15 protein-coding genes are annotated in these 25,668 nt (G+C 44.0%); 1 reads left to right on the plus strand and 14 read right to left on the minus strand.

What is annotated here, in order from left to right:
- Both secA and hpf read right to left on the minus strand, forming a co-directional pair.
- Positions 1-2,451: a preprotein translocase subunit SecA gene (gene secA, locus MKY98_RS23780; protein ID WP_039271459.1), complete on the minus strand. Its 2,451-nt coding sequence runs from the start codon at positions 2,449-2,451 to the stop codon at positions 1-3.
- A 412-nt stretch (positions 2,452-2,863) separates the two neighbouring features.
- The gene (hpf, locus tag MKY98_RS23785) at positions 2,864-3,418 is read right to left on the minus strand and encodes a ribosome hibernation-promoting factor, HPF/YfiA family (protein WP_029514571.1); all 555 of its coding nucleotides are present in this window, start codon (positions 3,416-3,418) and stop codon (positions 2,864-2,866) included.
- 433 nt (positions 3,419-3,851) lie between these two features.
- On the opposite strand from hpf, the gene MKY98_RS23790 reads away from it, so the two are divergent.
- Positions 3,852-14,927 carry a DUF7507 domain-containing protein gene (locus MKY98_RS23790; RefSeq protein ID WP_069009980.1) on the plus strand — a complete coding sequence of 3,692 codons (11,076 nt, stop codon included), beginning with the start codon at positions 3,852-3,854 and terminating at the stop codon, positions 14,925-14,927.
- Positions 14,928-15,085: 158 nt separating this feature from the next.
- Here the strand turns inward: MKY98_RS23790 and MKY98_RS23795 are convergent, their stop codons facing one another.
- From MKY98_RS23795 to MKY98_RS23850, 12 genes are all read right to left on the minus strand, one after another.
- Complete coding sequence (locus tag MKY98_RS23795; protein ID WP_013312263.1) at positions 15,086-15,283, minus strand: cold shock domain-containing protein; 198 nt, start codon at positions 15,281-15,283, stop codon at positions 15,086-15,088.
- 544 nt (positions 15,284-15,827) lie between these two features.
- Positions 15,828-16,370: a CatB-related O-acetyltransferase gene (locus tag MKY98_RS23800; RefSeq protein WP_058710921.1), complete on the minus strand. Its 543-nt coding sequence runs from the start codon at positions 16,368-16,370 to the stop codon at positions 15,828-15,830.
- Positions 16,371-16,430: 60 nt separating this feature from the next.
- On the minus strand, positions 16,431-17,501 hold the full coding sequence (locus MKY98_RS23805; RefSeq protein ID WP_081317501.1) for a tetratricopeptide repeat-containing glycosyltransferase family 2 protein: 1,071 nt from the start codon (positions 17,499-17,501) through the stop codon (positions 16,431-16,433).
- A gap of 26 nt (positions 17,502-17,527) precedes the next feature.
- Positions 17,528-19,255 (minus strand): glycosyltransferase, encoded by a 1,728-nt coding sequence (locus MKY98_RS23810; protein ID WP_069009981.1) that lies wholly within the window; start codon positions 19,253-19,255, stop codon positions 17,528-17,530.
- Between the two features lie 21 nt (positions 19,256-19,276).
- Positions 19,277-21,232 (minus strand): glycosyltransferase, encoded by a 1,956-nt coding sequence (locus MKY98_RS23815; RefSeq protein WP_069009982.1) that lies wholly within the window; start codon positions 21,230-21,232, stop codon positions 19,277-19,279.
- Positions 21,233-21,262: 30 nt separating this feature from the next.
- Entirely contained in the window at positions 21,263-21,601 is a 339-nt protein-coding gene (locus MKY98_RS23820; protein WP_069009983.1) for a hypothetical protein, read from the minus strand.
- Positions 21,598-21,987, minus strand: a complete 390-nt coding sequence (gene fliS, locus MKY98_RS23825) for a flagellar export chaperone FliS (RefSeq protein WP_069009984.1) — start codon at positions 21,985-21,987, stop codon at positions 21,598-21,600. Before fliS ends, MKY98_RS23820 begins: the two co-directional genes overlap by 4 nt.
- Before the next feature lie 30 nt (positions 21,988-22,017).
- Positions 22,018-23,496, minus strand: a complete 1,479-nt coding sequence (gene fliD, locus MKY98_RS23830) for a flagellar filament capping protein FliD (protein ID WP_069009985.1) — start codon at positions 23,494-23,496, stop codon at positions 22,018-22,020.
- An 18-nt stretch (positions 23,497-23,514) separates the two neighbouring features.
- Positions 23,515-23,877 (minus strand): flagellar protein FlaG, encoded by a 363-nt coding sequence (locus MKY98_RS23835; protein WP_081317502.1) that lies wholly within the window; start codon positions 23,875-23,877, stop codon positions 23,515-23,517.
- A gap of 144 nt (positions 23,878-24,021) precedes the next feature.
- A complete protein-coding gene (locus tag MKY98_RS23840) occupies positions 24,022-24,792 on the minus strand; it encodes a flagellin N-terminal helical domain-containing protein (protein ID WP_069009986.1) in 771 nt (256 codons plus the stop codon).
- Between the two features lie 181 nt (positions 24,793-24,973).
- Entirely contained in the window at positions 24,974-25,213 is a 240-nt protein-coding gene (csrA, locus tag MKY98_RS23845; protein WP_069009987.1) for a carbon storage regulator CsrA, read from the minus strand.
- Positions 25,213-25,656 carry a flagellar assembly protein FliW gene (locus tag MKY98_RS23850; RefSeq protein ID WP_069009988.1) on the minus strand — a complete coding sequence of 148 codons (444 nt, stop codon included), beginning with the start codon at positions 25,654-25,656 and terminating at the stop codon, positions 25,213-25,215. The genes csrA and MKY98_RS23850 overlap by 1 nt, the downstream gene beginning before the upstream one ends.
- Between the last annotated feature and the right edge of the window lie 12 nt (positions 25,657-25,668).

Genomic DNA, 25,668 nt, shown 5'->3' on the forward strand with positions numbered 1-25,668 from the left:
TTATTTTCTACGCGGACGCGAAGGAGCGGATTTCTTTTTAGGAGCAGCTGGTTCACCACTCGTCGAGATTTTGTCTTCGTCGATGACAGCCTGACGCTCTTGATTGGATTCAATTTGTGCTTTCATGATGTATGTCGCTACTTCCTCTTGGATGCTAGCAATCATAGCATGGAACATTTCGAAGCCTTCAAATTGATACTCGCGCAGAGGATCGGTACCGCCGTAAGCACGCAAGTGAATACCTTGACGCAATTGATCCATAGCATCAATATGGTCCATCCATTTGCTATCGACCGCACGCAGTACGATAACTTTCTCGAACTCGCGTACCATATCTTCGCCAATCATTTCTTCACGGCTGTGGTATCTGTTGGTAACTTTTTCGAAGATCATATCCACGATCTCCTCTTTTTCCTTGCCCCACAGGTCGTCACGTGTAAGTGTATTTTCCTCAAGCAGGTTGTTATTCACATACTCTGCTACTTCTTCAAGTTCCCAGTTTTCAGGAATGTCATCCCCGCAATGAGCTTCCACTACACGCTCAATGACAGGCTTGATCATGTCAAACACAATTTCCTTGATGTTCTCTGATTCCAGCACCTCACGGCGTTGTTTGTAAATAATAGCACGCTGCTGGTTCATTACATCATCATACTGGAGAACGACTTTACGCTGATCAAAGTTGTTGCCTTCGACGCGTTTTTGAGCTGATTCGATAGCACGTGTAATCATACGGCTCTCGATAGGTTGGTCTTCCTCGAAGCCCAAACGCTCCATCATATTCAGTACGTTGTCCGCACCAAAACGCTTCATTAACTCATCGCCCAGCGATAAGTAAAACTGTGTGGAGCCCGGATCACCCTGACGTCCTGCACGTCCGCGAAGCTGATTATCAATACGACGGGATTCATGACGTTCTGTACCGATGATGTGCAAACCACCAAGTTCTGATACGCCTTCACCCAGTACGATGTCAGTACCACGTCCGGCCATGTTGGTAGCGATGGTAACTGCGCCTGCTTCACCTGCACGGGAAATAATCTCAGCTTCCTCAGCATGATACTTGGCGTTAAGCACTTTGTGACGAACGCCTTTGCGTTTCAGCATTTCAGAAAGAAGCTCCGAGTTTTCAATAGAAACCGTACCTACTAATATCGGCTGGTTCTTTTTGTTACGCTCCAGGATTTCATCTACCACAGCATGGAATTTGCCTTTCACGCTCTTGTACACTATGTCAGGCATATCTACACGCTGGTTAGGCTTATTCGTCGGAATTTGGAGCACTTCCAGACCATATATTTTTTTGAATTCTTCTTCTTCTGTTTTAGCTGTACCCGTCATACCCGCCAATTTGCGGTACATACGGAAATAGTTTTGGAATGTAATTGTCGCCAATGTCATGCTTTCATTTTGTACAATGATGTTTTCCTTTGCTTCAATAGCTTGATGCAAACCATCACTGTAACGACGTCCAGCCATCAAACGACCTGTAAACTCATCGACAATTAGGACTTCACCGTCAGCCACGACATAGTCCACATCCAAACGCATAATAGCATTAGCTTTCAATGCCTGTACAATGTGGTGATTGATTGTAACACTTTCCTGATCGTACAAGTTTTCAAGACCAAAGAAATTTTCAGCTTTGGATACGCCGTTTTCGGTCAAAGCAACCGACTTCACCTTAATATCCAGCGTGTAATCTTCTTCAACATTCAGGCTCTTCACAAAACGGTCAGCCGCAAAATACAGCTCGGTCGATTTCTGAGCTTGTCCTGAAATAATCAATGGTGTACGAGCTTCATCGACGAGAATGGAATCCACTTCATCAATGATACAGAAGTACAACGGACGTTGTACCATCTGCTCTTTGTAAAGCACCATATTATCACGCAGATAATCGAATCCGAACTCGTTGTTTGTACCGTATGTGATGTCACAAGCATATGCTGCCTGCTTGGCGGCATGATCCATGTTGGCCAAATTAAGCCCTACGGACATTCCTAGGAAGTTATAAATTTGTCCCATTTCTCCGCTGTCACGTTGCGCCAAATAGTCATTGACCGTAACCACGTGCACGCCTTTGCCCAACAGAGCATTCAAATAAACCGGCAGTGTTCCTACCAGTGTTTTACCTTCACCGGTTTTCATTTCGGCAATTTTACCTTCATGCAGCGCAATACCGCCGAGCATCTGTACGTCATAATGACGTTTACCCAGCACCCGTTTGGACGCTTCGCGAACAGTAGCAAAAGCTTCTGGCAAAATTTCTTCAGCCGTAGTCCCTTGTTCGACCCGAGCTTTAAATTCCACCGTCTTCGCTTGCAACTCCTCATCCGAGAGCTTTTCGAAATCCGGCTCTATCTTATTGATCAGTTCAACCGTCTTCATTAAACGCTTGACATCACGTTCATTGGTATCTCCGAAGATTTTCTTAACAATTCCTAGCATGGTTTACCCCTTTCGCGCAAAACAATTAATAGAATCAATTTCACAATAAGAAAGGGTCCATGATGAAATTGATTCCCGATATGTTTGACAGGCCCGGCTGTACCAGCCCATCGTGCGATGTTCTTTGCATAAATTGTAACAGTTTGTAGGACATGCCGCAACACAAGCAGCCTCCAGATTTGCATCCGGTTAAAGATACCAAAACAATTGACGCACGAAATACACAACTTGATTACACTTATCCAAGTTTAAATTTCCTTACTTTCACAAAAAAACATATAAAAGAGCCTTATCCCGCCAGGTTCGCAAGGATAAGGCTCGTGTTGTTTTCATTTTCCTAATATCCATGAAGCATGCTTCAATCGAAATCGTTCTATTCATTTTAAAATGTGAAAAGTTCCTACTTCACAGGCTATTGCCGTTCGATCAGACCGTATTTACCATCATTGCGCTTGTAAACTACGTTAACTTCTTCGTTGTCAATATTGGAAAACACAAAGAAATTATGTCCAACCATGTTCATTTGAAGAATAGCTTCTTCCACATCCATAGGTTTCAATAAGAAACGCTTGGTGCGGACAACTTCCAGCTCATCCAGTTCTGCATCTTCAGCAACAGCCACGCCACCTGCCGGATCTTCCACAAAAAGGGTTTTCAAACTGCCTTCTTGACGGAATTTTCGGTTTAGCTTGGTTTTGTGCTTGCGAATTTGCCGTTCAAGCTTGTCTACCACGGCATCAATGGATGCATACATGTCATCGCTCTCGTCTTCGGCACGGAGTACAAGCCCCGGCAAAGGAATGGTTACTTCTACAGTGTGCAAATCTCTGGTTGTGCTTAACGTTACACTTCCATCAGACGTCGGGGGTGCATCGAAATACTTTTCAAGTCTGCTGAATTTCTTATCAACGTAGTCCTTCAAAGCGTCGGTAACCTCGATCTGTTGACCTCGTACTGTTAAGTTCATAGGGCACGCCTCCTTTGCTCCTTCAGTATAGCACATATGTTAACGCCAAGTAAAAAAAGAGACCAACATTTCGAAGCTATTTTACAAAATCCCTCTTTTTTCGCTAAAACGCTTCCCATAACGTCATTCTTTGAAAACAGGTATGTTTAAAATCGACTTGCATACATATGTGAATAATGAGTGCATATACGAATATTGCTCCGCTGACGTCATGACAAACAACTATTTTGGGCTTCATGCTAAGCGATTTTATCGAAAAAGGGGGTGTCCCTTTCCCGCTGGACAGGTACATGGACTTGTGCGGTATGCAAGGCCTGGTTACAACCCAGACAATTTATACGAAAGGATTATTACACCCAGCCTAGCTGGCTCTTCCTATACGGAGATCTCAAGATAACAGATTTGGAAGAGATGGAAAGTAGGAAGCTAATCCATGGCTTTTATTCAGCGTTACGTAACGAACCAGACGGGGGCTGTCACCTTTATAGGGAATACACTTGGGCTGGCACGTTCTAATTCGGTAGGAGTGCCGGGAACAGCGACCAGCATTGGCGCTTTCATCACAACCAATACAGCCTCTCGCTTCGGCACGTATCCATTTGGCACGACTTCTACCTTTACCAGTAACTCATCGACAGCATTCCTTGTGCTCCCTGCGGGCAGTACAGTGCTGTATGCTGAGCTTATTTGGGGAGGAAGTTATGCCAACGGCAGCACCAATGTATTGTCCAGCGCCAGTAACCCGGTCACATTTCAGACACCTGCTTTATCTACCACGGTCAGCCCTGAATCTGCAACATCAGTCAACGTCACCAGTATCAGTACCTATGTGAGAACAGCGAATGTCACAAATCTGGTCATTCAAGGCGGCGCAGGGGCATACACGGTCGGAAATGTGACGGGCACCATCACGGTTCCTGATTCCACCAATACCAACCATGCCGGCTGGACGCTCGCTGTGGTGTACAATAACCCATCTCTGCCCTTCCGTAACCTGTCGCTGCGTGTAGGCGGTGAGGGGGTCAGCAGTGCTACTGGCTCAGTCAACGTTGTAGTGAGTGGCTTTGCCACGCCTGTACAGGGGACTTTGCGCGGTAGGGCGCTGATTAGCGCCCAAGAAGGTGACGTGGACATTACTGGTGACCGTGCGTTGTTTGGACCTACCACATCCAGTTTGACTGCGCTGTCTGGGCCTAATAATTTTTCAACTAATTTTTTCGCTTCCCAAATAAATGGAGACGACGGTACATTGGTCACGACCGGGACCTTCGGAACAACTAATGCCGTAAATGGCTCACCTGGAACGCAGGTGACAGGCGGACGGCAAGGCTGGGACATTACCAATGTCGATATTTCCTCCACGCTACTCAACAGCCAGACCACGGGTGTCCTTCAGCTGACAACCAATGGCGATATTTACACTGTAAATGCCAACGCCATTCAAATTGATATCAATGCTCCGCTGGTGACTCTGACCAAAACGGCCAGCTCTACGGGCTTGGTTATTGGCGATACAGTGACCTATACGGTTAACATTTCGAATACGGGGCTCGTTAGTGCTTCCAACACAGTACTTACCGATACCATACCAGCCGGGGCTACCTTCGTACCCGGCAGTGTTGTTGTCGCGGGCACAGCCCAGCCAACAGCTAATCCCACTACAGGTATCACAGTGGGTAGTGTAGCTCCTGCTTCCACGGTGACCATTACATTCCGGGCAACCGTCACTTCATTGCCAGCAAACACCCAGCTGGGCAATCAAGCATCAGCATCCTTTTCCTTCCAAACCGTACCTGGAGGACCTGTCATTTCCGGCAACGTTCCGTCCAACACTGCGAGCACACCGATCTACCAGCCTGTCATCGGTATTGTTAAAAGTGCCAATACAACGGCTGCTACAGTTGGAGATACGATTACGTACACGTTTCAGATATCCAACACGGGCAGCATTGCTGCAAATCTCAGCTTTTCGGAGAGCATTCCCGCCGGATCATCCTTCATACCGGGTAGTGTGACCATTGGCGGTTCCTCCGTGCCTGCTGCCAATCCCGCTACTGGTTTTTCAGTAGGAACGATTAATACAGGTGCTACTATACCCGTGACCTTCCAGACCCTGGTCAATGTGGTTCCCGCCTCTGGTAATTTGACCGATCAGGCGGCTTACACGTATACCTTCACACCACCTGACGGACGTGTATTGAACGGAAGCGGGACGTCCAACACGCTCACCATTCCCGTCTCCTCACCAAATGTGACCGTGACAAAGGCCTCTTCTCTGGCAGCAGCCGCAGTCGGAGAGACTGTTCAGTTTACCCTAACCGCCACAAACAACGGAATCGCCAATGTGACCAATGTAGTCGTTACCGATCCGCTGCCAAACGGAGTTGCCTTTGTACCTGGTAGCGTCACCGTGAACGGAACTGCTTCTGCGACTGCTACACCTGTGAACGGCATTCCGATCGGTACTTTAGCTCCAGGCGCATCGGTTACGGTTGTATTTCGGGCAGCCATTAATTCTCTGCCTTCTCCTGCACAGATCAACAATCGTGCAACTGTCAGCTTCACTTCTGGGGCCTTTACCGGATCATCTTTGTCCAATCTTGTAACCATACCTGTCGTTATCGCGGCGCCGACAATTACCAAGAGCGCAAGCCCCAACCGTGCCAGCGTTGGCGGAATAATTACTTATTCATTCCTCATCGCTAATACCGGAACAGTCGTATTAAACACGACCTTAACGGAAACTGTACCGACAGGCTCCACCTTTATTCCCGGAAGCGTCATTGTCGGCGGATCCTCAGTGCCAGGCGCCAATCCTAATACGGGAATTTCAGTGGGCACCGTAAACCCTGGTGCACAAATTACAGCCTCATTCCAGACGACAGTAGATTCCCTACCAACCGGGGGTGGATTAAACGATCAGGGCCTGCTCCAATATTCATATCAGTTGCAAGACGGAAGAACCCTCTCGGGCTCGCTTTTTTCCAATATTGTTTCCGTATCGATTTCGCTTCCCAACGTAGCCGTAACCAAGTCTGCGGGATTCACATCCGTTAGTGTTGGCGAAACGCTGACCTACAGCGTGAACGCCGTTAATAACGGAATTGACCCCATCACAAACACCGTGATTACCGATCCACTCCCCGGCAGCGTGTCATTTGTACCCGGAAGCGTAACCGTCGGTGGTTCACCTGTGAGCACAGTCGATCCAAGAAGTGGCATTCCAGTCGGTACCATTGGCGCAGGCGCATCCGTGCAGGTGTCCTATGCCGTGCTAGTCAACGCCGTTCCGTCCGTACAGCCGCTGCAAAACACAGCCAGTGTCAGCTTCACCAGCGGTGCTTTTACCGGAACATCCCAGACAAATACCGTCTCTGTGCCGGTTTATCAGCCTCGTATCAGTGTGGTCAAATCTGCAAATACAACAGCAGCTACGATAGGCGACACAATTCTGTATACATTGTTGGTCGCGAACAACGGTAACTATAATGCTTCTGTAACGCTGACAGATGCTATTCCTGCCGGGTCCACATTTATAGAGAACAGCGTAGTAATCAATGGTGTTAGTCAGCCTGGAGCCAGTCCAGCAGCAGGCATTTTCATCGGAACCGTGTCGCCGCAAAGCCCTATCACACTGACATTTCAAACCGTAGTAGCCTCTCTTCCAACACCATCTCAACTGACAGACCAGGCCACCGCCGCCATTTCCTTTACGTTGCCTGATGGGCGGGTGCGAACAGATAGCACATCGTCCAACGTGCTATCCATTCCTGTGTCTGCGCCGAATGTGTCCATTTCGAAGACTGCAAACCGTTTCACCGCCATTCCAGATGATTCGGTATTATACACCCTGACCGTACTTAACAACGGAATCCAGACCGTGAACAATGTGGTCGTTTCCGATCCTATCCCGGCCGGCTCTCAATTCACTGCGGGTAGCGTAACGCTGAATGGCTCCACAATAGCCAGTGGAGATCCTTCTTTAGGTATCGTAATTGGGAGCATTGCCGCTGGAGGGGGAGCTACGATCACCTTCAGGGTAACGGTATCCTCTCCATTACCAAGTCCACCGCAGCTCATCAATCAATCGCGTGTCAGCTACACGAGCGGTGCTTTTTCAGGCGTGTCAGTATCTAACCCGGTGACAGTAGCCGTCAATGCTCCAGTGCTAACTGTGAGTAAAACTGCTGACCTCCTACGGGCAACAGTTGGCGATATCGTAACGTATTCCGTGGCGGTAACCAACCATGGTAACATAGCTGCTGCTGCCACATTGACAGACAGTATTCCCGCAGGCTCAGCACTAGTACCGAACAGTGTGGTCGTCAGCGGTGTTCCTATTCCTGGTACCAGTCCCGAAGCAGGTCTGTCTATTGGCTCCATTGCACCTGGAGCCGTAACTCAAACAACTTTTCAGGTGGTGATTACTTCCGTGCCTTTACCTCCCCAACTCACCGACCAGGCGAATATCAGTTTTTCCTTTCAACCGCCGGATGGCCGGATTGTTAACGGCAATGTTTCGTCCAATATTGTCACAATTCCTGTATCGTCACCCAATGTGCAGGTCAGTAAAAGCACCTCGGCAACTGATGCCGTTCCTGGTGATACGATAACCTATACTATTACAGCTACCAATAGTGGCATTGAAATCATAACAGATGTTCGTGTGACCGATACCATTCCGACAGGCTCCTCTTTTGTTCCTGGCTCCGTTATCGTAAATGGAACAACGCTGCCGTCAGCCAGCCCCTTAACGGGGATTCCAATTGGCTCCATCGCTGCTGGAGCGTCAACAACCGTTACCTTTTCCGTGTCTGTCAACAGCCTGCCTGACCCACCTCAGCTGAGTGATCAGGCTACAGTTTCTTTTACCAGCGGTACACTGAACTTCACATCACTCTCCAACACCGTTGTCGTCCCTGTTTACCAGCCTATTATCAGTCTTGTTAAAACCGCAAATACGAGTCAAGCAACGGTAGGCGACACCGTAGTCTATACACTCACTGCCCAAAATACAGGTAATCTAGCAGCGACCGCCACCTTCACCGATGCCATTCCATCTGGTTCCTCCTTTATACCGAATAGCGTCACCGTGAACGGTCTGCCTGTTGCTGGAGCCAATCCCCAATCAGGGGTAATAGTCGGAAACATTGCAGCAGGGGCTTCTGTTTCTCTTACCTTTCAAGTGGTCATTAACGCTGTCCCCACTGGCCTGGGCCTGTTAAATCAAGGTTCGGCCACATACACCTTCCAGCCACCTGACGGTCGCACATTAAACGGAAGCGTCCAATCCAATCCGGTGTTCATTCCTGTATCCAATCCAGATGTCACCGTGACCAAAACGGTCAATCAGACCTCTGTAGCCTTCGGCGATACCATTACGTATACCATTAACGCAGCAAACGGAGGCATTGAACCTGTAACAGGGACGGTCTTTATCGACCCGATTGCTGATGGCACTACTTTTATACCTAACTCCGTACAAGTCAACGGTATCACTATACCAGGAGCCAACATTGCTACAGGTGTGTCCGTAGGCACTGTTCCAGCTGGCAGCTCAGCAACGGTTACCTTCCAGGCCACAGTAACATCCTTGCCAGCATCAGGTTTGTCAACAGATCAGGCAACGGTATCCTTTAATTCCGGGGCTTTTGTAGGTCAATCCGTCTCGAATCAAGTCAGCCTGCCTGTATTACAGCCGATCTTGAATGTGACCAATACCCTCAGTGCGGATCGTGCTACCGTAGGGAATACACTAGGTTTTTTCATCACTGTAACCAATACCGGCAACGCGCCTGCAGAAACGGTCGTGCTTGATCTGTTATCCAGCTCGCTTAGCCTGAATCAAAATAGCGTATTGGTCAACGGTGCGCCCATTCCCGGAGCGGACCCTATTACAGGCATCAATATCGGTTCAATCGCACCAGGCGCGACGGTAACCGTCTCGTTTAGCGCCGTGGTCATATCAGTACCACCTGGCTCTATACTGACCAACCAGGCCACTGTGAACTACACGTTCCAATTGCCAGATGGACGAACGTTGACTGGAAGCGGAGCAGCCCTGCCTGTATCCATTCCAATCTCGTCACCGAATGTAACAGTCACAAAGGCAGCCGAGGTGGCTGTCGCTGTCGTGGGCGATTCTGTCCCATATGTCATAACTGCGTTCAATAACGGACTCGATCCGGTTACTAGCGTAATCGTTACGGACACCATTCCTTTCGGAACCGCCTTTGTCCCGGGCAGCGTTACAATTAATGGTACTCCTGTTGTTACAGCCAACCCACAAAATGGCATTCCTGTCGGAACGCTTGGAGCTGGTGGCGGAGCCACGATTCGCTTTTTGCTTAACGTACAATCCCTGCCGACACCGGCGTCCATCACTAATGAAGCAACCGTCAGCTTTACTTCAGGTGCATTTAATGGATTTTCGGTATCCAATCCCGTTACCATCCCTGTGTATCAACCGATCGTCACTGTAACTAAAAGCGCGGGAGCGGGAAGAGCTACAGTTGGAGATACTGTAACCTATACATTCTCCGTTACGAACTCTGGAAACATCGGTGCAGATACCGTACTTAGTGATCCCATTCCAGCAGGGGCAGCTTTTATACCTAATAGTGTAGTGATCAATGGCACCGCAGCACCTGGTTCAGATCCAAGTGTTGGGATCCCATTAGGTATCATAGGTGCAGCTACGACCGTCACTCTGACCTTTCAGACAGTCATTACCTCACTGCCCGCATCAGGTACATTGGTCAATCAGGCGACCGCAGCTTACAGCTATCAACCACCAGATGGTCGTGTCCTGACTGGAAGTGCAGTATCTCCGTCCGTGACCGTCTCGGTCTCTTCGCCAGATGTGGACGTTATCAAAACAGCCTCCGCTACAGATGCTGTAGTCGGAGATACCATTACGTATACTGTCGTCGCTACGAATAACGGAATCAGTCAAGTCGTCAATGCTGTTGTATCTGATCAGCTGCCGCCCGGCACCAGCTTTGTTTCTGGCAGTGTAACCGTGAATGGCACATCTGTACCTACTGCATCACCAAGCTCAGGTATTCCTGTTGGCACCATTGCAGTAGGTGGCTCGGCAGCCGTTACATTCCAGGTCTCCGTCGTTAGTCTGCCGCAGCCGCCGCAAATAACTAATCAAGCAACCGTCAGCTTTACTTCGGGCGCGTTGACCTCGTCTTCGCAATCCGATCCGGTGACCTTGCCTGTTTATCAGCCAATCATCGGCCTGACCAAAACCGTCAATACCGTCAATACACAGATCGGGTCAACATTGGTCTATACCCTGACACTCACCAATACCGGAAATATTGCCGTTATACCTGTGCTTTCGGATAACATTCCTACTGGCTCTGAGCTACTGCCTAACAGCGTAGTCGTTAATGGCATCCTTGTACCAGGAGCTTCGCCAGTTACAGGCATAACGCTCGGATCACTAGCCCCTTCAGGCAGTATTACATTGAGCTTCCAAACCATCGTTTCGTCTCTGCCAGTTCCGCCTATATTAACCGACCAAGGGCAAGCGAATTTTACGTACTCACCACCAGATGGTAGGGTGCTGAGTGGTTCCGTCACATCCAATACAGTCAATGTTGCTGTGTCTGCACCTAATATTCAGGTGACGAAAACATCCAGTCTGTCAGCCGCTGTAGTCGGAGATACGATCAGATATACACTGAGCATCACGAATAGCGGTGTGGATTCAGTCACAGATACTGTCGTGACCGATACAATTCCTGCAGGTACCTCCTTCGTTCCGGGCAGTGTCCTCATCGACGGAGTAGCCTTCCCTAATGCCTCTCCGATTGCTGGAATTGCCATTGGAAACGTCGCATCTGGAAATACACTCGTCGTCAGTTTCCAAACGACTGTCCAGTCTTTGCCGCAACCACCCCTGCTCACAGATATTGCAGCCGTCACGTTTACTAGCGGAACGTTCACTGGCACTGCCTTTTCCGATCCACTCATCGTACCTGTGTTCCAACCGCTAATTGCAATTACTAAAGCATCCAGCACTCTTAACGCCTCTGTCGGCGATACACTGACGTACACGATTATGGCCGTAAATAGCGGCAATATTGCAGCAGCACTTACCATCAGCGATAACATCCCAGCCGGATCGACTTTCCTTGCCAACAGTGTCAGCATTGCTGGCAGTCCGCAACCTGGATTGTCCATCGAAACGGGCGTCCCGGTTGGATCTGTGCTGCCAGGCGGAACGGTATCCGTAACGTTCCAAACCGTTATCAATACTCTGCCTAATCCACAGGTACTGGTCGATCAGGCATCAGGTTCATTCACTTTCCAACCACCAGATGGCAGAACAGTATCCGGATCTGCGGTATCCAACACAGTTAGTATCTCTGTATCCTCACCAGATGTGAGCATTGTCAAAGGAACAGCAGCTACAGACGCCATTGTCGGCGATATCATCACCTATACCTTGGCCGTTTCCAACAATGGAATCAGTACCGCCAATAATATAGTGGTTTCAGATATCATTGCAGCAGGAAGCTCCTTTGTGAATGGCAGTGTTACTGTAAATGGAACCTCCTTCCCTGATGGAAATCCTGGATTTGGTATTGCCATCGGTACGCTCGCTCCAGGAGCTGTTACTACCGTTACGTTCCAGGCTCGAGTTGATTTCTTGCCCACATCGGCACAATTAACCAATCAGGCATCCGTTAGCTTTACCAGCGGGGCATTTACTGGCAGTTCAACATCTAATGTGGTAACTATTCCAGTCTTCCAGCCGATTCTGACAGCAGTCAAAACAAGCAATACTAATAATGCCACCGTCGGAGACATCATCACTTATACGATTGTCGTATCCAACACGGGTAACATTGCAGCCTCAACTACAGTAAGCGACAATATTCCAGACGGCTCTGTATTCCTTCCCAACACCGTCTCGATTAATGGCATTGCAGCTCCCGGTGCAAGCCCGGTTTCCGGCATCCCGACTCCAGCCATACCACCCGGACAATCGGCAACTGTCACTTTCCAAGTGCTGGTATCTTCCATCCCTGCAACCGTACTGCTGGTTGATCAGGCCGAGGTAGACTATCGCTTTAATGCACCAAATGGGCGAGAGGCAGGCGGTTTCCGTTTATCCAACATTGTTGAGGTTGCCGTGTCACCGCTAGACATCACATTAAGTAAAAGCGTAAGCTCACCTTTCGCCACTACTGGCGAAACCTTGACGTATGAACTCGTGATCTTCAACGAGGATACAAATACCGTGCAAGATGCCCGTTTGCTGGATACTTTGCCAGAAGACATCGAGTTTATTACAGGTTCAGTTCAGATTAATGGATCTACGGTAACAGAAAGCGATCCCGGCACCGGTATACCTTTGCCACCGTTAGAAGCGAATTCCAAGACTGTCATATCCTTTGATGTCCGTATCACAGCGACAGAACAGCCAGGACCACGTACGAATCAGGCGCGCTTGTTACTCTCAAATGGTGAAGAAGCGAGTGCCGTTTTGTCCAATGCTGTCACCATTGCCTTACTTCAGCCTGTAGTGAAACTGACGAAAATAGCCAGCACGGAGAGCGTACAGCCAGGTCAAAGCATCACCTATTCCATCATTGCAGAAAATACTGGGAATATCGGTGCATTTGGCTTGTTAACGGACTCACTGCCATCGGAGCTTTCTTTTGTTTCTGGCTCTGTTTCGGTTAATGGAATCCCTCAATATGGCGTCAGTCCAGGGCAAGGCATTGCCCTAGGCACTATCGCACCAGGAGAAAAGACGACTACCCTCTTCTCCGCGCTTGTCGTTCGTGCCTCCGAGTCTGGCACACTGGTGAATCAAGCTTCGCTGGCTTACTCCTACCAGCTGCCGGACGGACGAAGCACGAATCTGGTAACTGCTTCACCTTCTGTCTCGGTTAAAGTAGCCCCTACTGCTAAAGGAGCCTTGTCAGCCGTGCTACGCACAACAGTGTCTACTGTCGCATTAGGCGATGCTGTGCCTTATCAGTTGACTCTTGTTAATGATGGAGGCTCGGTCATTACCGATGTAGTGTTAGCCGATTACGTACCGAATGGAACCATCATAAACCCGAGTAGCTTGAGAATTAGCGGTTCTCCACCTGCTTCTAGCAAGCCGGGTGAACCATTATTTATCGGCAGCTTGCAGGTAGGACAGACAATTGATGTATCCTACAGCGTGAACGTTCAGTCTCTGCCTCTCGGAGGACGTCTAAACAATAGCGTGCGGCTTCAATATGCTGGCAGTGACGGTGCTAGCGAGGTTACCAGCAATACCGTGACTATAGCTGTTTTCGATCCACAGCTTGCCGCAAGTATCTCCACGGAAAATACGGAGGCCATCGCAGGAGAAAGCCTTACCTATACGGTACTGCTCAACAACTTCGGCAACGTAACATCCGAAGTTACACTGCAAAATTTCATTCCTGCCGGGACTCTGTTGATTCCTGACAGCATACAGTTGAACGGTCAATCACTGTCGGGAGCCGATCCAACTATCGGTGTTAGCCTAGGGTATGTGGAACCAGGACAGTCATTGACATTGACTTATCAAGTGACCGTATCGGAGACGCCTCCATCTGGCTACATCGTAAATCAAGCTGCCTTTGCCTACTCGTTTACGCTACCTGGAGGAAGAGTCGTATCAGGGACATTGACTACCAAAGCCGTTACGATCCCAATTGTATCCCCACTGCTCGAATTAGTTAAAAAGGTGAACACCACAGATGCCTCTGTAGGCGACACACTCACCTTCACCATTCAGATTACTAACAAAGGGGGGATCTCTGCACAATATCCGTTGTTCACGGACCCGTTGCCGCATGGACTCATTTATGTACCCAACAGCCTAACTATCCAAGAAAAAGCACAGCCAGGTGCTAATCCCGCCGCAGGTATCACGCTCCCGGATATTGCACCAGGGGAGACGCTCACCCTTACGCTTCAGACGCAAATTCGTGAAGCACCTGCGGATGGAACATTCAGCAACCAGGCCATCATCGAATATACCTCACGTCGTAGTGGAGGAGAGACCATCCAGGAAACCTCCCAGACCAACACCGTTGGCGTGACCGTTATTGCAGCCATTCCTAAACTCACGCTTAGCTCCAGCGCTCTGCGTGTCGGCCAAGAAGATACCCTGTCTTTCACCGTCCATGTGGAAAACATCGGCAATACCCCGCTGGAAGAGCTCTTGCTCACTGCACCATTTGCAGCCGAAGATTTCATTTTGCTGCGAACGGTCACCGTGAATTCTGTGCCGCTTCCGCATCCTAACCTGCTCCAAGATATACCGTTAGGTCGGCTTGACCCAGACCACAAAGCCGTCATCGTATTCTCTTTCGACATCGAATCTGCGCTCCGTGCGTATCTGATCGCCCAAGTTATTCTGCGCTATCAATTCCGTTATCCAGACGGAAGCGTAGAGAATCAATCTGCCTCCTCCAATACCATTTTTGTGGAGATGGCTGACTTTGATGGTTCTCTAGAGTAAAAGTTCTATTGTGTTGAGCTCCTTACCACTGGGTAAGGGGCTTTTTTATGTAATTAGAAAACATAAAAAAGCCCTGGAATAAATTCCAGGGCAGTGCTAGCGCGTTATCCATTGCTAACCATCTTACCAATTATGTAGGTCGGCTATGCCGGGGATGATTATAATTTGGTTACGTTAGCGGCTTGTGGTCCACGTGCGCCTTCGACAATGTCGAACTCCACGTCTTGTCCTTCTTCAAGTGTTTTGAAGCCTTCTGTTTGAATTGCGGAAAAATGTACAAATACGTCGCCGCCGTCAGACGTTTCAATGAAACCATAACCTTTTTCTGCGTTAAACCATTTTACTTTACCTTGCATGCACTAACATTCCCTTCGTCATCAAATGAAGTGAAGCTCTCGCCCACATTTTTGACTATACCACCCAAAGTTATCCATTGTCAATTGGAATTGATAATGTTTTCATGTATAGTTATTCCATATATAATACAATGGGTAAATAGTCCACAACTTTGTTCCTTGTTCATTAGAACTTGAACTAGAGCAAACTTACTAATCATGTTTAAACTATATTTTAGAGTCTGAAACGATAAATTGATAGACTTTTTTGTTTCTAAGGATTCTTTTTCCTTTATTAGCAACTATATACATGTTAAAAAGCTCTCGCCTACACAATAAAAGTGTGTTTGACGAGAGCTTTTAGATTTATTTCATACGATCCATTAGAACGCTATCAGGTGTATAGTTAGATTCATAAGCATTGCGTTGAGATCTGGCTATATTTCTTTGGACAAGCCAATTTTGGGCTTCCTGTTTTAACGTTTGAATGTGCTGTTTTGCAATTCCCACTAAAAACGGATCTATTATTTTGAATCAGTAATTTTGCTTCACTGTTCATATCCACCTATGTTGCATGTCTTTCTATAAATTCCGAAATATCGTCATTCAGCAACAGATCCCAGTTAGCTTTAATTTTATAAATGGACCAATCCCACCACGCGATTTTTACTAACTGCTCAATTTCCTCTGGTTTGAATCTATATCTAATTACTCGCGCAGGATTGCCTCCTACGATACTATACGGTGGGACATCCTTAGTAACTATACTTCCAGCACCAATAGCAGCACCGACACCAATAGAAACACCAGACAGAATCATTACATTATTTCCGATCCACACATCATCTCCAATGGTGACATTACCTTTAGTTGCTGGATGCCCTAGATGATACTGGGCTTCCGCAAATATCTCACTAAATGGATAAGTAGTTAACCAATCAACCCTGTGCTCTCCCCCAAGCATAATAGTAACATTATCGGCAATTGAGCAGAACTTACCTATTTTGAGAATTTCACTTTTTGTATGACAGTAGATACTCGGATTTCCGTAGGTCCAATCTCCTATTTCAAAATTAGCATATATGGGGTTTTGATTTGTAAATACTATACCGTTTTTAATTTGTTCCAAATTCAATGAGCTACCTCCCCATTCTTATTCAAGTGCCCTTTAAACTTTTAGTTCGTGTAATCTAGTTAAAGATGGTTCATAGTTGTATACCACTGCTGCTTTGTAATGCTCAATAGCTCTCTCAATGTTACCTGTTGATTCATAAAGAACTCCCAGATTATGATGGGCTGCGAAGCTTCCAGTCCCTCTTACATTACCCTCTTCACCTGTATCACCTATTTCTAATGCTTTTTTATATAATTGTTCAATATTAGGTAGAACACTTTGGTATTTTCGAGGATCGCTAATCATTAATTCCAAAAAAAATAGGGCAGAGACAAAATAGAAATCAGAAGAATGGCCCATAAATTTTTCCTCATGATTAAAGACTGCTAAACCTTCCTTAAGGTTCCCGGAAGATATAATAGAATACATATAGTTAACTATAATACTGGTCGAAATAGTCTCTTTATGATCCATTAACTTATATGCCTTCCTAAGATTATTGAATTCTTTCTCAGCGTCTCCCAACCCACGATATTCTTTTGCAATTTGATAATAGTAATAAGAAATATCAGGATGCTCTTCAATTGCTTTTTGTAGTAATGGAATATTTCTATCATGCTTCTGAGTTTCCATATATCCATCATGCATAATCTCTACATTTAATTTTACTCTGGGCAAATCGGACTGGATTTGTTCGTGAACATTCCCAACATACCGACAATACGATGGAAATATCCTAGAAATATAACAATGTTCATAATTTAGCCCGTCTTTAGAAGTAAACTTGCTTGTATGTTTAACCCTCCCAATTTGGGGGCCATCCGCTATAAAAGCGTTAATAATATCCTTACAATCATTGATGATAAACTCATCTGCATCCAAAACCATACACCAGTCTGTTGTAGACTGTTCTAATGCAAAATTGCGAGCATCCGCAAAATTATGATTCCATTGATAATCGAATATTTTCGCTTTATAATCAGCTGCAATTAGTTTAGTACGATCCGTAGAGCCAGTATCTACAATTACTATTTCATCAACATTTTCTACTGCGCTATCCAAACAACGTTTGAGTACTGCTTCCTCATTTTTCACAATCATAACCAAAGAGATTGTCGGTTTCATAAAATTATCCTTATGCCAGATTTAGCTTAAACTAATACTTCCATGAGCTTCTGATACCATGTAAAATCAAGATTCTTAAGCTTGAGCATGTACTCTTCAGATAATTCTTCTTCTCCTATATGATGAAGGAAATAAGCAATATTATATATAACCTCTAAATGAGTCTCATCAAGCGCCAGTGCTTCATCAAATAAAGGAAGGACTTTTGCAATTTCCCCCTGCTCAAAGTGAATGACTCCGATAGTATTTAGAACCTCTACTTTATCCGCTACACTAGATAGGAACTTAACATTTCTTAATATTTCATCATTAGTCTGGGAAGATGTAACTTCAAATATCTCTTGCTTATTAATATGACCGTTCTTGATATCATTCATAATATCCAGAAGCTGATTGTTACAAGCAGAAATAATATATTGGTAAACTTCAAATTGATTTAAGATTTCATTTGGGGCAACTTTAGATAGTCTTTCAAGTCCTTTGACTGCAGTACTATCTCTTGGCAAATTAACTCCCAAGAAATCCAGATTAACAAACCCGCTATCGATAAACATTTCTTGTATAGATGCTAATGTAAAAAATCTCACATGTGTACGATCCAAAATCCCAGCATCAGCATACTTCCATTTTCCATCCAACAATTCATTTATAACACTATAATGCATTATATTTGGTATGCTTGCCAATATTTTTCCACCAGGCTTCAACAATCGATGCATATTTTCAAGTGTCTTCCAAGGGTCATATAGATGTTCCAGCACATCCCCAAAAATGATGTAATCAAAACTTTTCTGTGGGTATGGCAGATCTCCGTTCTCTACATTGTATGGAATGACGTCAGCAACTAGAGAAGCTATACTAGCTGAATTTTCGTTAAGCTCTATACCATAGAGCACACTATTTTTAAATTTATTCTTGATTCCGAGCAGGGTTCCTCCACAGGCACATCCAACCTCAAGTACAGTTATTTGAGAAGACGCATCGGCATCAATAAGATTAATAAGGATATCTCGCTTATGTTGCGAATAAATAGGATCGAATCCCCATTTTTCTTCGAATTTTTTAGAGTTTTTTTCCAAAAGTTCATTAAAATAAGCTTCATTCTCTTTAAATGAAGTGCTACCATAATGATGAATAAATGTATCCTTGCATAGCAATAACTTATAACCATTTTTTCGCATGCGAATGGAATAATCGTCATCTTCATAATTCCCCGGTGAGAACCTTTCATCAAGCAAACCTATTTTCTCAACGACACTTTTTTTGATAAGCATACAAAAACCAACTAATTTCAAGCGTTCTTCCCAAGATAACGGATTGGAGAAGTTATAATCTTTGGCAAACAAATGCATGTCATCGATATTTTCATATGAAACATCAATTTCTTGAAAATAGGAAGAATTGTTTGTGACACATCCAACTGCTCCAATCTCATCCGAGCTATATAATGCCTTTAGAAGATTTGAGAGCCAATTCTGAGTTACTATTGTATCGTTATTGAGAAGAAGGATTTCAGTACCCGTAGCGACCTCCATTCCTTGATTGCATCCTTCCGGAAACCCACGGTTTTCCTTATTTAAGATCGTTACAAGATCTGTTTGCTGTGCTAACCATTCGGTCGTATCATCCTGAGAAGCATTATCAACTACAATGATTTCATATGCATTCTCATGGGTGTATTTCCGTATACTTTCAATACATTGTTTTGTGTACTCTAGCTTGTTATATGTTAAAATGATTATGCTGGTTTTCATAGTTTACTCCAATACTATTTTTTAGTTATTGCACATCTCCATAAGGAAGGATATATCAGAGACGTAAGGGTAGTTATCAACTAACTTATTAAAGTAAAACTTTTTTTCCTCTGGTTCTGATATACGAATAATTGGATAATACAAATGTTTTTTTTCTGGCGATAGCTTTAGACTTTCAGCAAAAAATTCCAAAGCATCTTCCCTGTAACCTTGTGCCTCATGATAAAAAGCAAGATTTTCATAACTTCTATCATCTAGTTGTTGACGTGACAATAACAAAGAATAGTAATTCATTGCATCTTGCATTTGGTTTACGCTAAAGAGATAGTTTCCCACGTCATTAATCAGCTTGGGATGATTCGTATAATTTACTAAATTATCAAATTCCTCATAATAGCCAAGCAAGAATAAGTCTTTAGCTAATAAAAACAACTCAGTCGAATAGTTTTCAACAACGTCATCACTTACTATTTCTTTTTTTTCGATGAAATTGTACAATGCATTTAATAACTCACTAGTACTACTATCAGCAGATGATTTGAAAAACTCCAACCTGTCTTTTTGTTTAAAAATCATACAACCAATTATTAACTGACGTTGTAAAAATGAATCTTTTTTTATATTTGAAGATAAATTCTGAACAGATTCCGCCCACAATTCTTTATTCTTATTTATCAGAGCATACCTAAGCTGATCTCGATCTGTTAGTGTTACTTCATCACTGAGTAGGTCAAAATAATAGTTCACCATTCGATTATTTCCTAAAGCAAGGTACACTTTAAAAAGAATAAGACAATGTGACATTTCCTTAGTGTCATAATTCGCATCTAGAAACCTTTTTATGGAATGTTCATTGTCGTTTAAGCTTAACCATTCAAGCATGCTAAATAACACATTCACGTTCTTCTTATCCCTAAGAAGCTTTTTTCCAAGCCAATATACAGCCTCTTCATTACGACATAACCGAAAATTTAATTTTATTAATTGATTTACTGGAACATCATACCCGTAAGCGGGGTTTACAAGCCAGGCAGTTGCCGCAAACCGAGCCTTACGATCAGCTTTTTCAATAGCCTTTTTATAACACTCAATTGCTTTTTCATATAGACCAAAGGACTCGTAATGTGCTCCTTTTATGGTATAGTACTCTGGATAAGATCTAAAATTAGATAGTTTTTCCTCCGTCAAAGACCAAGAGTCTTTTAGTTTGTCATTTTCGATGTATAGGGAGATAAGCGCCATTAAGCAATATGGGTACCAAGCACTTGTTTCGTCTGCCTCTATAAAAGACTTTTCGTAGGCCTCCATTGCGTTTACACTATCATTTGCGAACCTGTACTGGTTTCCCAGAGTAAACCAGTCATAAGCACTCATGACCTTTTGGAGTTGCATTTCCTCGAAAATTTTCATATTTCGGGTATGTTTTTTTTTCTTTACTACAGTCTCCTCCTGATAGCCTGTATGGTATATACAAAGATCTGTCATTTGTGTGTATACTTTTGCATTTTCCTCCCCAATGCACAATTGTTCATGTATCGGGCGGTAAAACCGTATCCCCATAAAGTTAGGGAACAATCGAGTTACGGGAGCAGTCGATACTTCATCCATACTTTCCGACGAGCCTGAGTAATTCACTACAGTAAGGGTATACCCAACACTAGGCTTTGGAGTTTGTTGGGCTACAAAATTCGACCACTTGGGTTCATCATCAGTAGATAGATATTCATCTGCATCTAATACTAAAACCCATTTACCAGTAGCAAAACGAATGGATTCATTACGCGCGGCTGCAAAATCATCACACCATTCATAATCGAAAATGAGATCTGTATATTCTTGAGCTATCTCTTTTGTCCGATCCGACGAGCCTGTATCCACAATAATGATCTCATCAGCAATATTTCGCACACTGTCAAGGCATCGAGGAAGCAAGGCTTCCTCGTCCTTTACAATCATACACACACTAAGCTGCTTCATCTTTTTACCAACCCTATTCTTTCCCCATTATTAATTCCTTCTATCAAAAAATAAACTATCAGGGGTATATTTGGCATTGTATGCTGCCTGTTGACCTTGAATAGTCCCTTTTTTTGTAAGCCACTCACTAGCTTCCGTTTTAAAACTCTCCATCTTGGAAAGAATAACTTCGTCGAAAACACTAAGTTGCTTAATTCGTTTTTTGTCTGCTTCAGTAAGTTTTTGTTGATTAGAAATGATTTTTCGGGAAATTTTTTCTCTTTGCTCTGCGTACTGGCTTAATTCTGTGTAACTAACTTGATGAATTCGCTCTATAAGCTCTTTCGTGACACTTTCTAGTTGGGTTACATATTCCTGAACAGCAATCATTCAATCGACTCTACATTATGATTTAGTGATTTTATAGCCGTATCCCAAGCACCCCTTAATTCTGTTAAATGAGAAATGACTTCTTCCGCAGGTACTACATTCTTTTTCAAGTTTGCATTGATGAGCTGGTGAAGCATGTATTCATACACTTGATAAAGAGTGGAGGAAATCGGAAAATCATGATTTAGAGCGGCAATAAGTTCATTGATAACAGCCTGTGCTTTACACAAGTTCGTATTGGCCTTTTCATGATTTGTTTCCTCAATACCCTTAATTCCCGCCCGTATAAAACGGATCGCTCCATCATACAGCATTAGCAACAATTGTCCTGGCGAAGCAGTTTGCAATTGCGCTTGTTGATACTTTTGGTAGGGTGAATTAATCAAACCTGGATCTCTCCTTTAATAAGAATAGTTTTAACTAAGCATACTTGAAAGACTAGATGAGGTGCTATTATATTTATTCATGGCCGTTTCCATAGCAGTAAATTGTTGATAATAACGGGTTTCTATCATTGTAAGCCTGTCTTGAAGGGCATCGATCCGTTTACCATAATCTGATAACTGGTCTCCTATTTGACTCTTTGGCTGGAAAGCTGCCGTAAGATCAGAACTGACTTTCGACGTTCCAGCCTTATCTGCCAGACTTTGCAGAGCTCCTTGGTTGGTCTTCTTCAGTCGGCTGAATATACCATCCGAACTTGTATAGCTTGTTGAAGAGGAATTATCCGTCTGCCCGAATAAAGCAGTTACCTTTTCAGGAGTGGTTTCCAAAGCCGCACGTAACTTCTTCTCATCTACGTATAGTTTTCCTTTTTCACTATAGCTACCAGTTGTAATTCCGATCTGAGTCAAATTTATTTTCTCACCATTCGGTAGAACTACGTCTGTAATAATCGCTGACCTCATATCACTAAGCGTTTTATCTACGATGGAATCATTTTTGAGCATACCACTCTTAGCTTTACTTTCCCAGAGTGTAATCTCATCTTCCTTCATATCCTTTCTCTGATCACTGGTCAACGGTAAATATTTACGATAACGTTCTTCACTTGTTTTTTGGTTTAATGTCGAAAGTGTATCATTATACGCCTCAACAAATGATTTTATTGTGTTTACCAATGCATCAACGTCCTGTGAAACTTCAATTTGTGTTGACTGTCCTGTCGGAGTGGTTCCATTCAAACTGATTTCCACACCATTAACTGTGAAACGATTGGATGTCTGCTCTGTTGTCAGGCCATTAATTTCAACAATCGCATTTACCCCTTTTGCTACATTAGCTGTTTTAAGTCCGAAGCTTTGTTCGAGGAGTTCTCCACTTAATGTAATATCTTTATTCCCCGTCTCCTTGTTAGTCAACGAAATCTTGCCAGATGAGGCATCATATACAGCGGTCACCCCCGCTTTTGTACTTCCGTTTATTTTTGAAATCAGTGAGTCGATTGTATCGTCCGCAGTAAAATTTATAGTATCTGCTCCTACATTAATACTGGTTTCAGTACCTGTATAGATATCTGATAGCTTTGTTGTACCAGGAGAGGCTCCTACCGTCCCTCCAGAAGATACAACATTAGAAGCAGATGCCAAATTAGTGACTTTAATATTTAATACAGAATTCACAGATGCTCCTGTTGCCGTTGCAGTGAGCACATTAGAAGTTCCTGTAACAGTTGCTTTTTTTGAATCAATAGCGCTACTCAAACTAAAATTTGTTAATTTTTCATTAAAAGTAACTAATTTTGTACTTACTTGACGATATCCGTCACGTTTCCACTCGGTCAGTTGTTTTTGCTGGTTCAGTTTGTTCAATGGAATACTCTCTGTAGTCATTAACTTTTTGACCATTGAATCAATGTCCATACCCGATGCCAAACCGCTAATTCTCATTGTCATAACTAATCCTCCTGAATATTAAGCCTTTTTGTCAATAATAAGCCCATTCATCTCCATAAAATTCGCCGCTACATCAAGGAGTTTTTCGCGAGGCACCTCCCGAATTAAGTCCCCCGTCTGTTTATCAAAGACCTTAATCATAATTGCGTGGGTCTCCTTGTGAACGGAAATCTCAAACTTTTTTTCAGGTCCCTGTACAGCTCTAATCGCCTTTTCTAATTGCTGAAGTGCATTTTCTTCTTCACCGGACAACTTTTCGACTGATTGGTTAACATATTGCTGATTTATAGCTATAATCGATGGTTCATCTGCGACACCCTTGGGCGAGATAGATTTCGCCTGCCCTGGTATTGGGCCAAGACCAGAAATACTATTATCCACAACTTACCCCCTTATCGTGTTGAAGCATCATCAAGAACGTTTTTAGTTTTATACTCTTTATATCGGAAAATAAGAGTTGTTTATGAAGTGAATAACAAAAAAGAGACCTTGAAAATCAAGGTCTCTTCTAAGGAAAAGTATAGATTAACGAAGTACAGACAAAATACCTTGTGGAGCGGAGTTTGCTTGTGCCAGCATCGATTGGGAAGCTTGCAGCAAGATGTTGTTTTTGGACAAGGAAACCATTTCTTTTGCCATATCCGTATCACGAATACGGGATTCAGCAGCAGTCAGGTTTTCTACTGTAGTACCAATGTTGTTGGAGGTATACTCCAATCTATTTTGTACAGCACCCAGTTTAGCGCGTTCTGTCGAAACAGCTTTGATCGAATCTTCCACACTAGCGAGTACTGTTGTGGAGTTCAAACCAGAGAAAGATGTAGTTGTAATAGAAGCAATAACGATAGTACTGGAAGCTTTATCATTAACTGTAATACTTGCTCCAGCAGTAATAGTGATACCGTTGAAGGTGGTTTTAGTCATAATTTCATCAATTTGGGCACCCAGTTGATCCAACTCTTGACCAATATTATCTTTATCGTTAGTGCTGTAAGTTCCGCTCGCTTTCTGAACGTTCAGTTCTTTCATACGAGTCAGCATGGAGGATACTTCATTCATTGCTCCCTCAGCTGTTTGTACGAAGGAAATACCGTCTTGAGCATTACGTTGGGATTGTTCCAGACCACGGATTTGACCGCGCATGGATTCGGAGATGGACAAACCAGCAGCGTCATCTGCAGCACGATTGATGCGCAGACCGGAAGACAGTTTCTCCATGTTTTTGCTTGCTGCATTTGTGTTAAGACCCATGTTGCGGTGTGTATTCAATGCCGGAATATTGTGGTTGATAATCATTGTAAATTTCCTCCCTGAAATGGTTTAATTCCCACATCCTTGTGGTATGAACGTCTTCACAGGTCGGCCGCCCTGAAGAATTACCGTTCTATATTATATATCGACCTCTCCCACAAAATTGTTTATAGCATTTCAAAAATTTTCTTTAGTGAATCTCGAATATCTGCACCTATATCTTTTTTTACTCAGTATTGCTTCTCTCCTCCATTTCTAACATGGCATTCTGAAGAGCCTCAATGTCCATTACTGCTTCTTGATTGTTATCCTGGATTGCATCAAAAATCTCTTTACGATAAATATCTATATCTTTGGGTGCTGATATACCTATCTTTACATTATCTCCTTCAACGGAAAGCACGGTTATTACAATATCATTATGGATAACAACAGACTCACCTTTTTTTCGGGATAAAACAAGCATCAGGATTCACCACCCTGCTCTTTATGTCTTAACTTCTGCCACAACGCACTTCTTGTAGTATAATCGGTATTTTGTAAAACAATCTGTTTGCCAATAGACTTCTCCACATTGAAAATTAAAGGTGCTAGCAAATTGACTGTTATCTTCTCCTTATTACTATGCCAAGTCACAATACAACGAACTGCAATCTGCTCTCGATCTATTACACCGATATCTGCAAGCGCATCACTAGATAGTTCAAACTCATAATCAGGTACAAAATCAAAAGGATTGACCGTAATAAAGGTGACTGTCGCCTCTTCTACAGCGCTCAAAATACTAAATAGCTCATTATGCTCTTGTAGCCTATATTCACGTAAATGCTCAAAACCAGGTAATCCCTTAGGAAAAGCAAAAACCAATTCTTCATTAAGCCATCTTTTTTCATCTAATTTCGGGGTCATTGTTTATCCTCC

Source organism: Paenibacillus sp. FSL M8-0228, from assembly GCF_038007385.1.
Taxonomy (GTDB): domain Bacteria; phylum Bacillota; class Bacilli; order Paenibacillales; family Paenibacillaceae; genus Paenibacillus; species Paenibacillus polymyxa_D.

Excerpts from the sequence above, each read along its gene's own strand:
- secA (WP_039271459.1), bottom strand. The coding sequence starts at position 2,451 with ATGCTAGGAATTGTTAAGAAAATCTTCGGAGATACCAATGAACGTGAT.
- hpf (WP_029514571.1), bottom strand. The coding sequence starts at position 3,418 with ATGAACTTAACAGTACGAGGTCAACAGATCGAGGTTACCGACGCTTTG.
- MKY98_RS23790 (WP_069009980.1), top strand. The coding sequence starts at position 3,852 with ATGGCTTTTATTCAGCGTTACGTAACGAACCAGACGGGGGCTGTCACC.
- MKY98_RS23795 (WP_013312263.1), bottom strand. The coding sequence starts at position 15,283 with ATGCAAGGTAAAGTAAAATGGTTTAACGCAGAAAAAGGTTATGGTTTC.
- MKY98_RS23805 (WP_081317501.1), bottom strand. The coding sequence starts at position 17,501 with ATGAAACCGACAATCTCTTTGGTTATGATTGTGAAAAATGAGGAAGCA.
- MKY98_RS23810 (WP_069009981.1), bottom strand. The coding sequence starts at position 19,255 with ATGAAAACCAGCATAATCATTTTAACATATAACAAGCTAGAGTACACA.
- MKY98_RS23815 (WP_069009982.1), bottom strand. The coding sequence starts at position 21,232 with ATGAAGCAGCTTAGTGTGTGTATGATTGTAAAGGACGAGGAAGCCTTG.
- MKY98_RS23820 (WP_069009983.1), bottom strand. The coding sequence starts at position 21,601 with ATGATTGCTGTTCAGGAATATGTAACCCAACTAGAAAGTGTCACGAAA.
- fliD (WP_069009985.1), bottom strand. The coding sequence starts at position 23,496 with ATGACAATGAGAATTAGCGGTTTGGCATCGGGTATGGACATTGATTCA.
- MKY98_RS23840 (WP_069009986.1), bottom strand. The coding sequence starts at position 24,792 with ATGATTATCAACCACAATATTCCGGCATTGAATACACACCGCAACATG.
- csrA (WP_069009987.1), bottom strand. The coding sequence starts at position 25,213 with ATGCTTGTTTTATCCCGAAAAAAAGGTGAGTCTGTTGTTATCCATAAT.
- MKY98_RS23850 (WP_069009988.1), bottom strand. The coding sequence starts at position 25,656 with ATGACCCCGAAATTAGATGAAAAAAGATGGCTTAATGAAGAATTGGTT.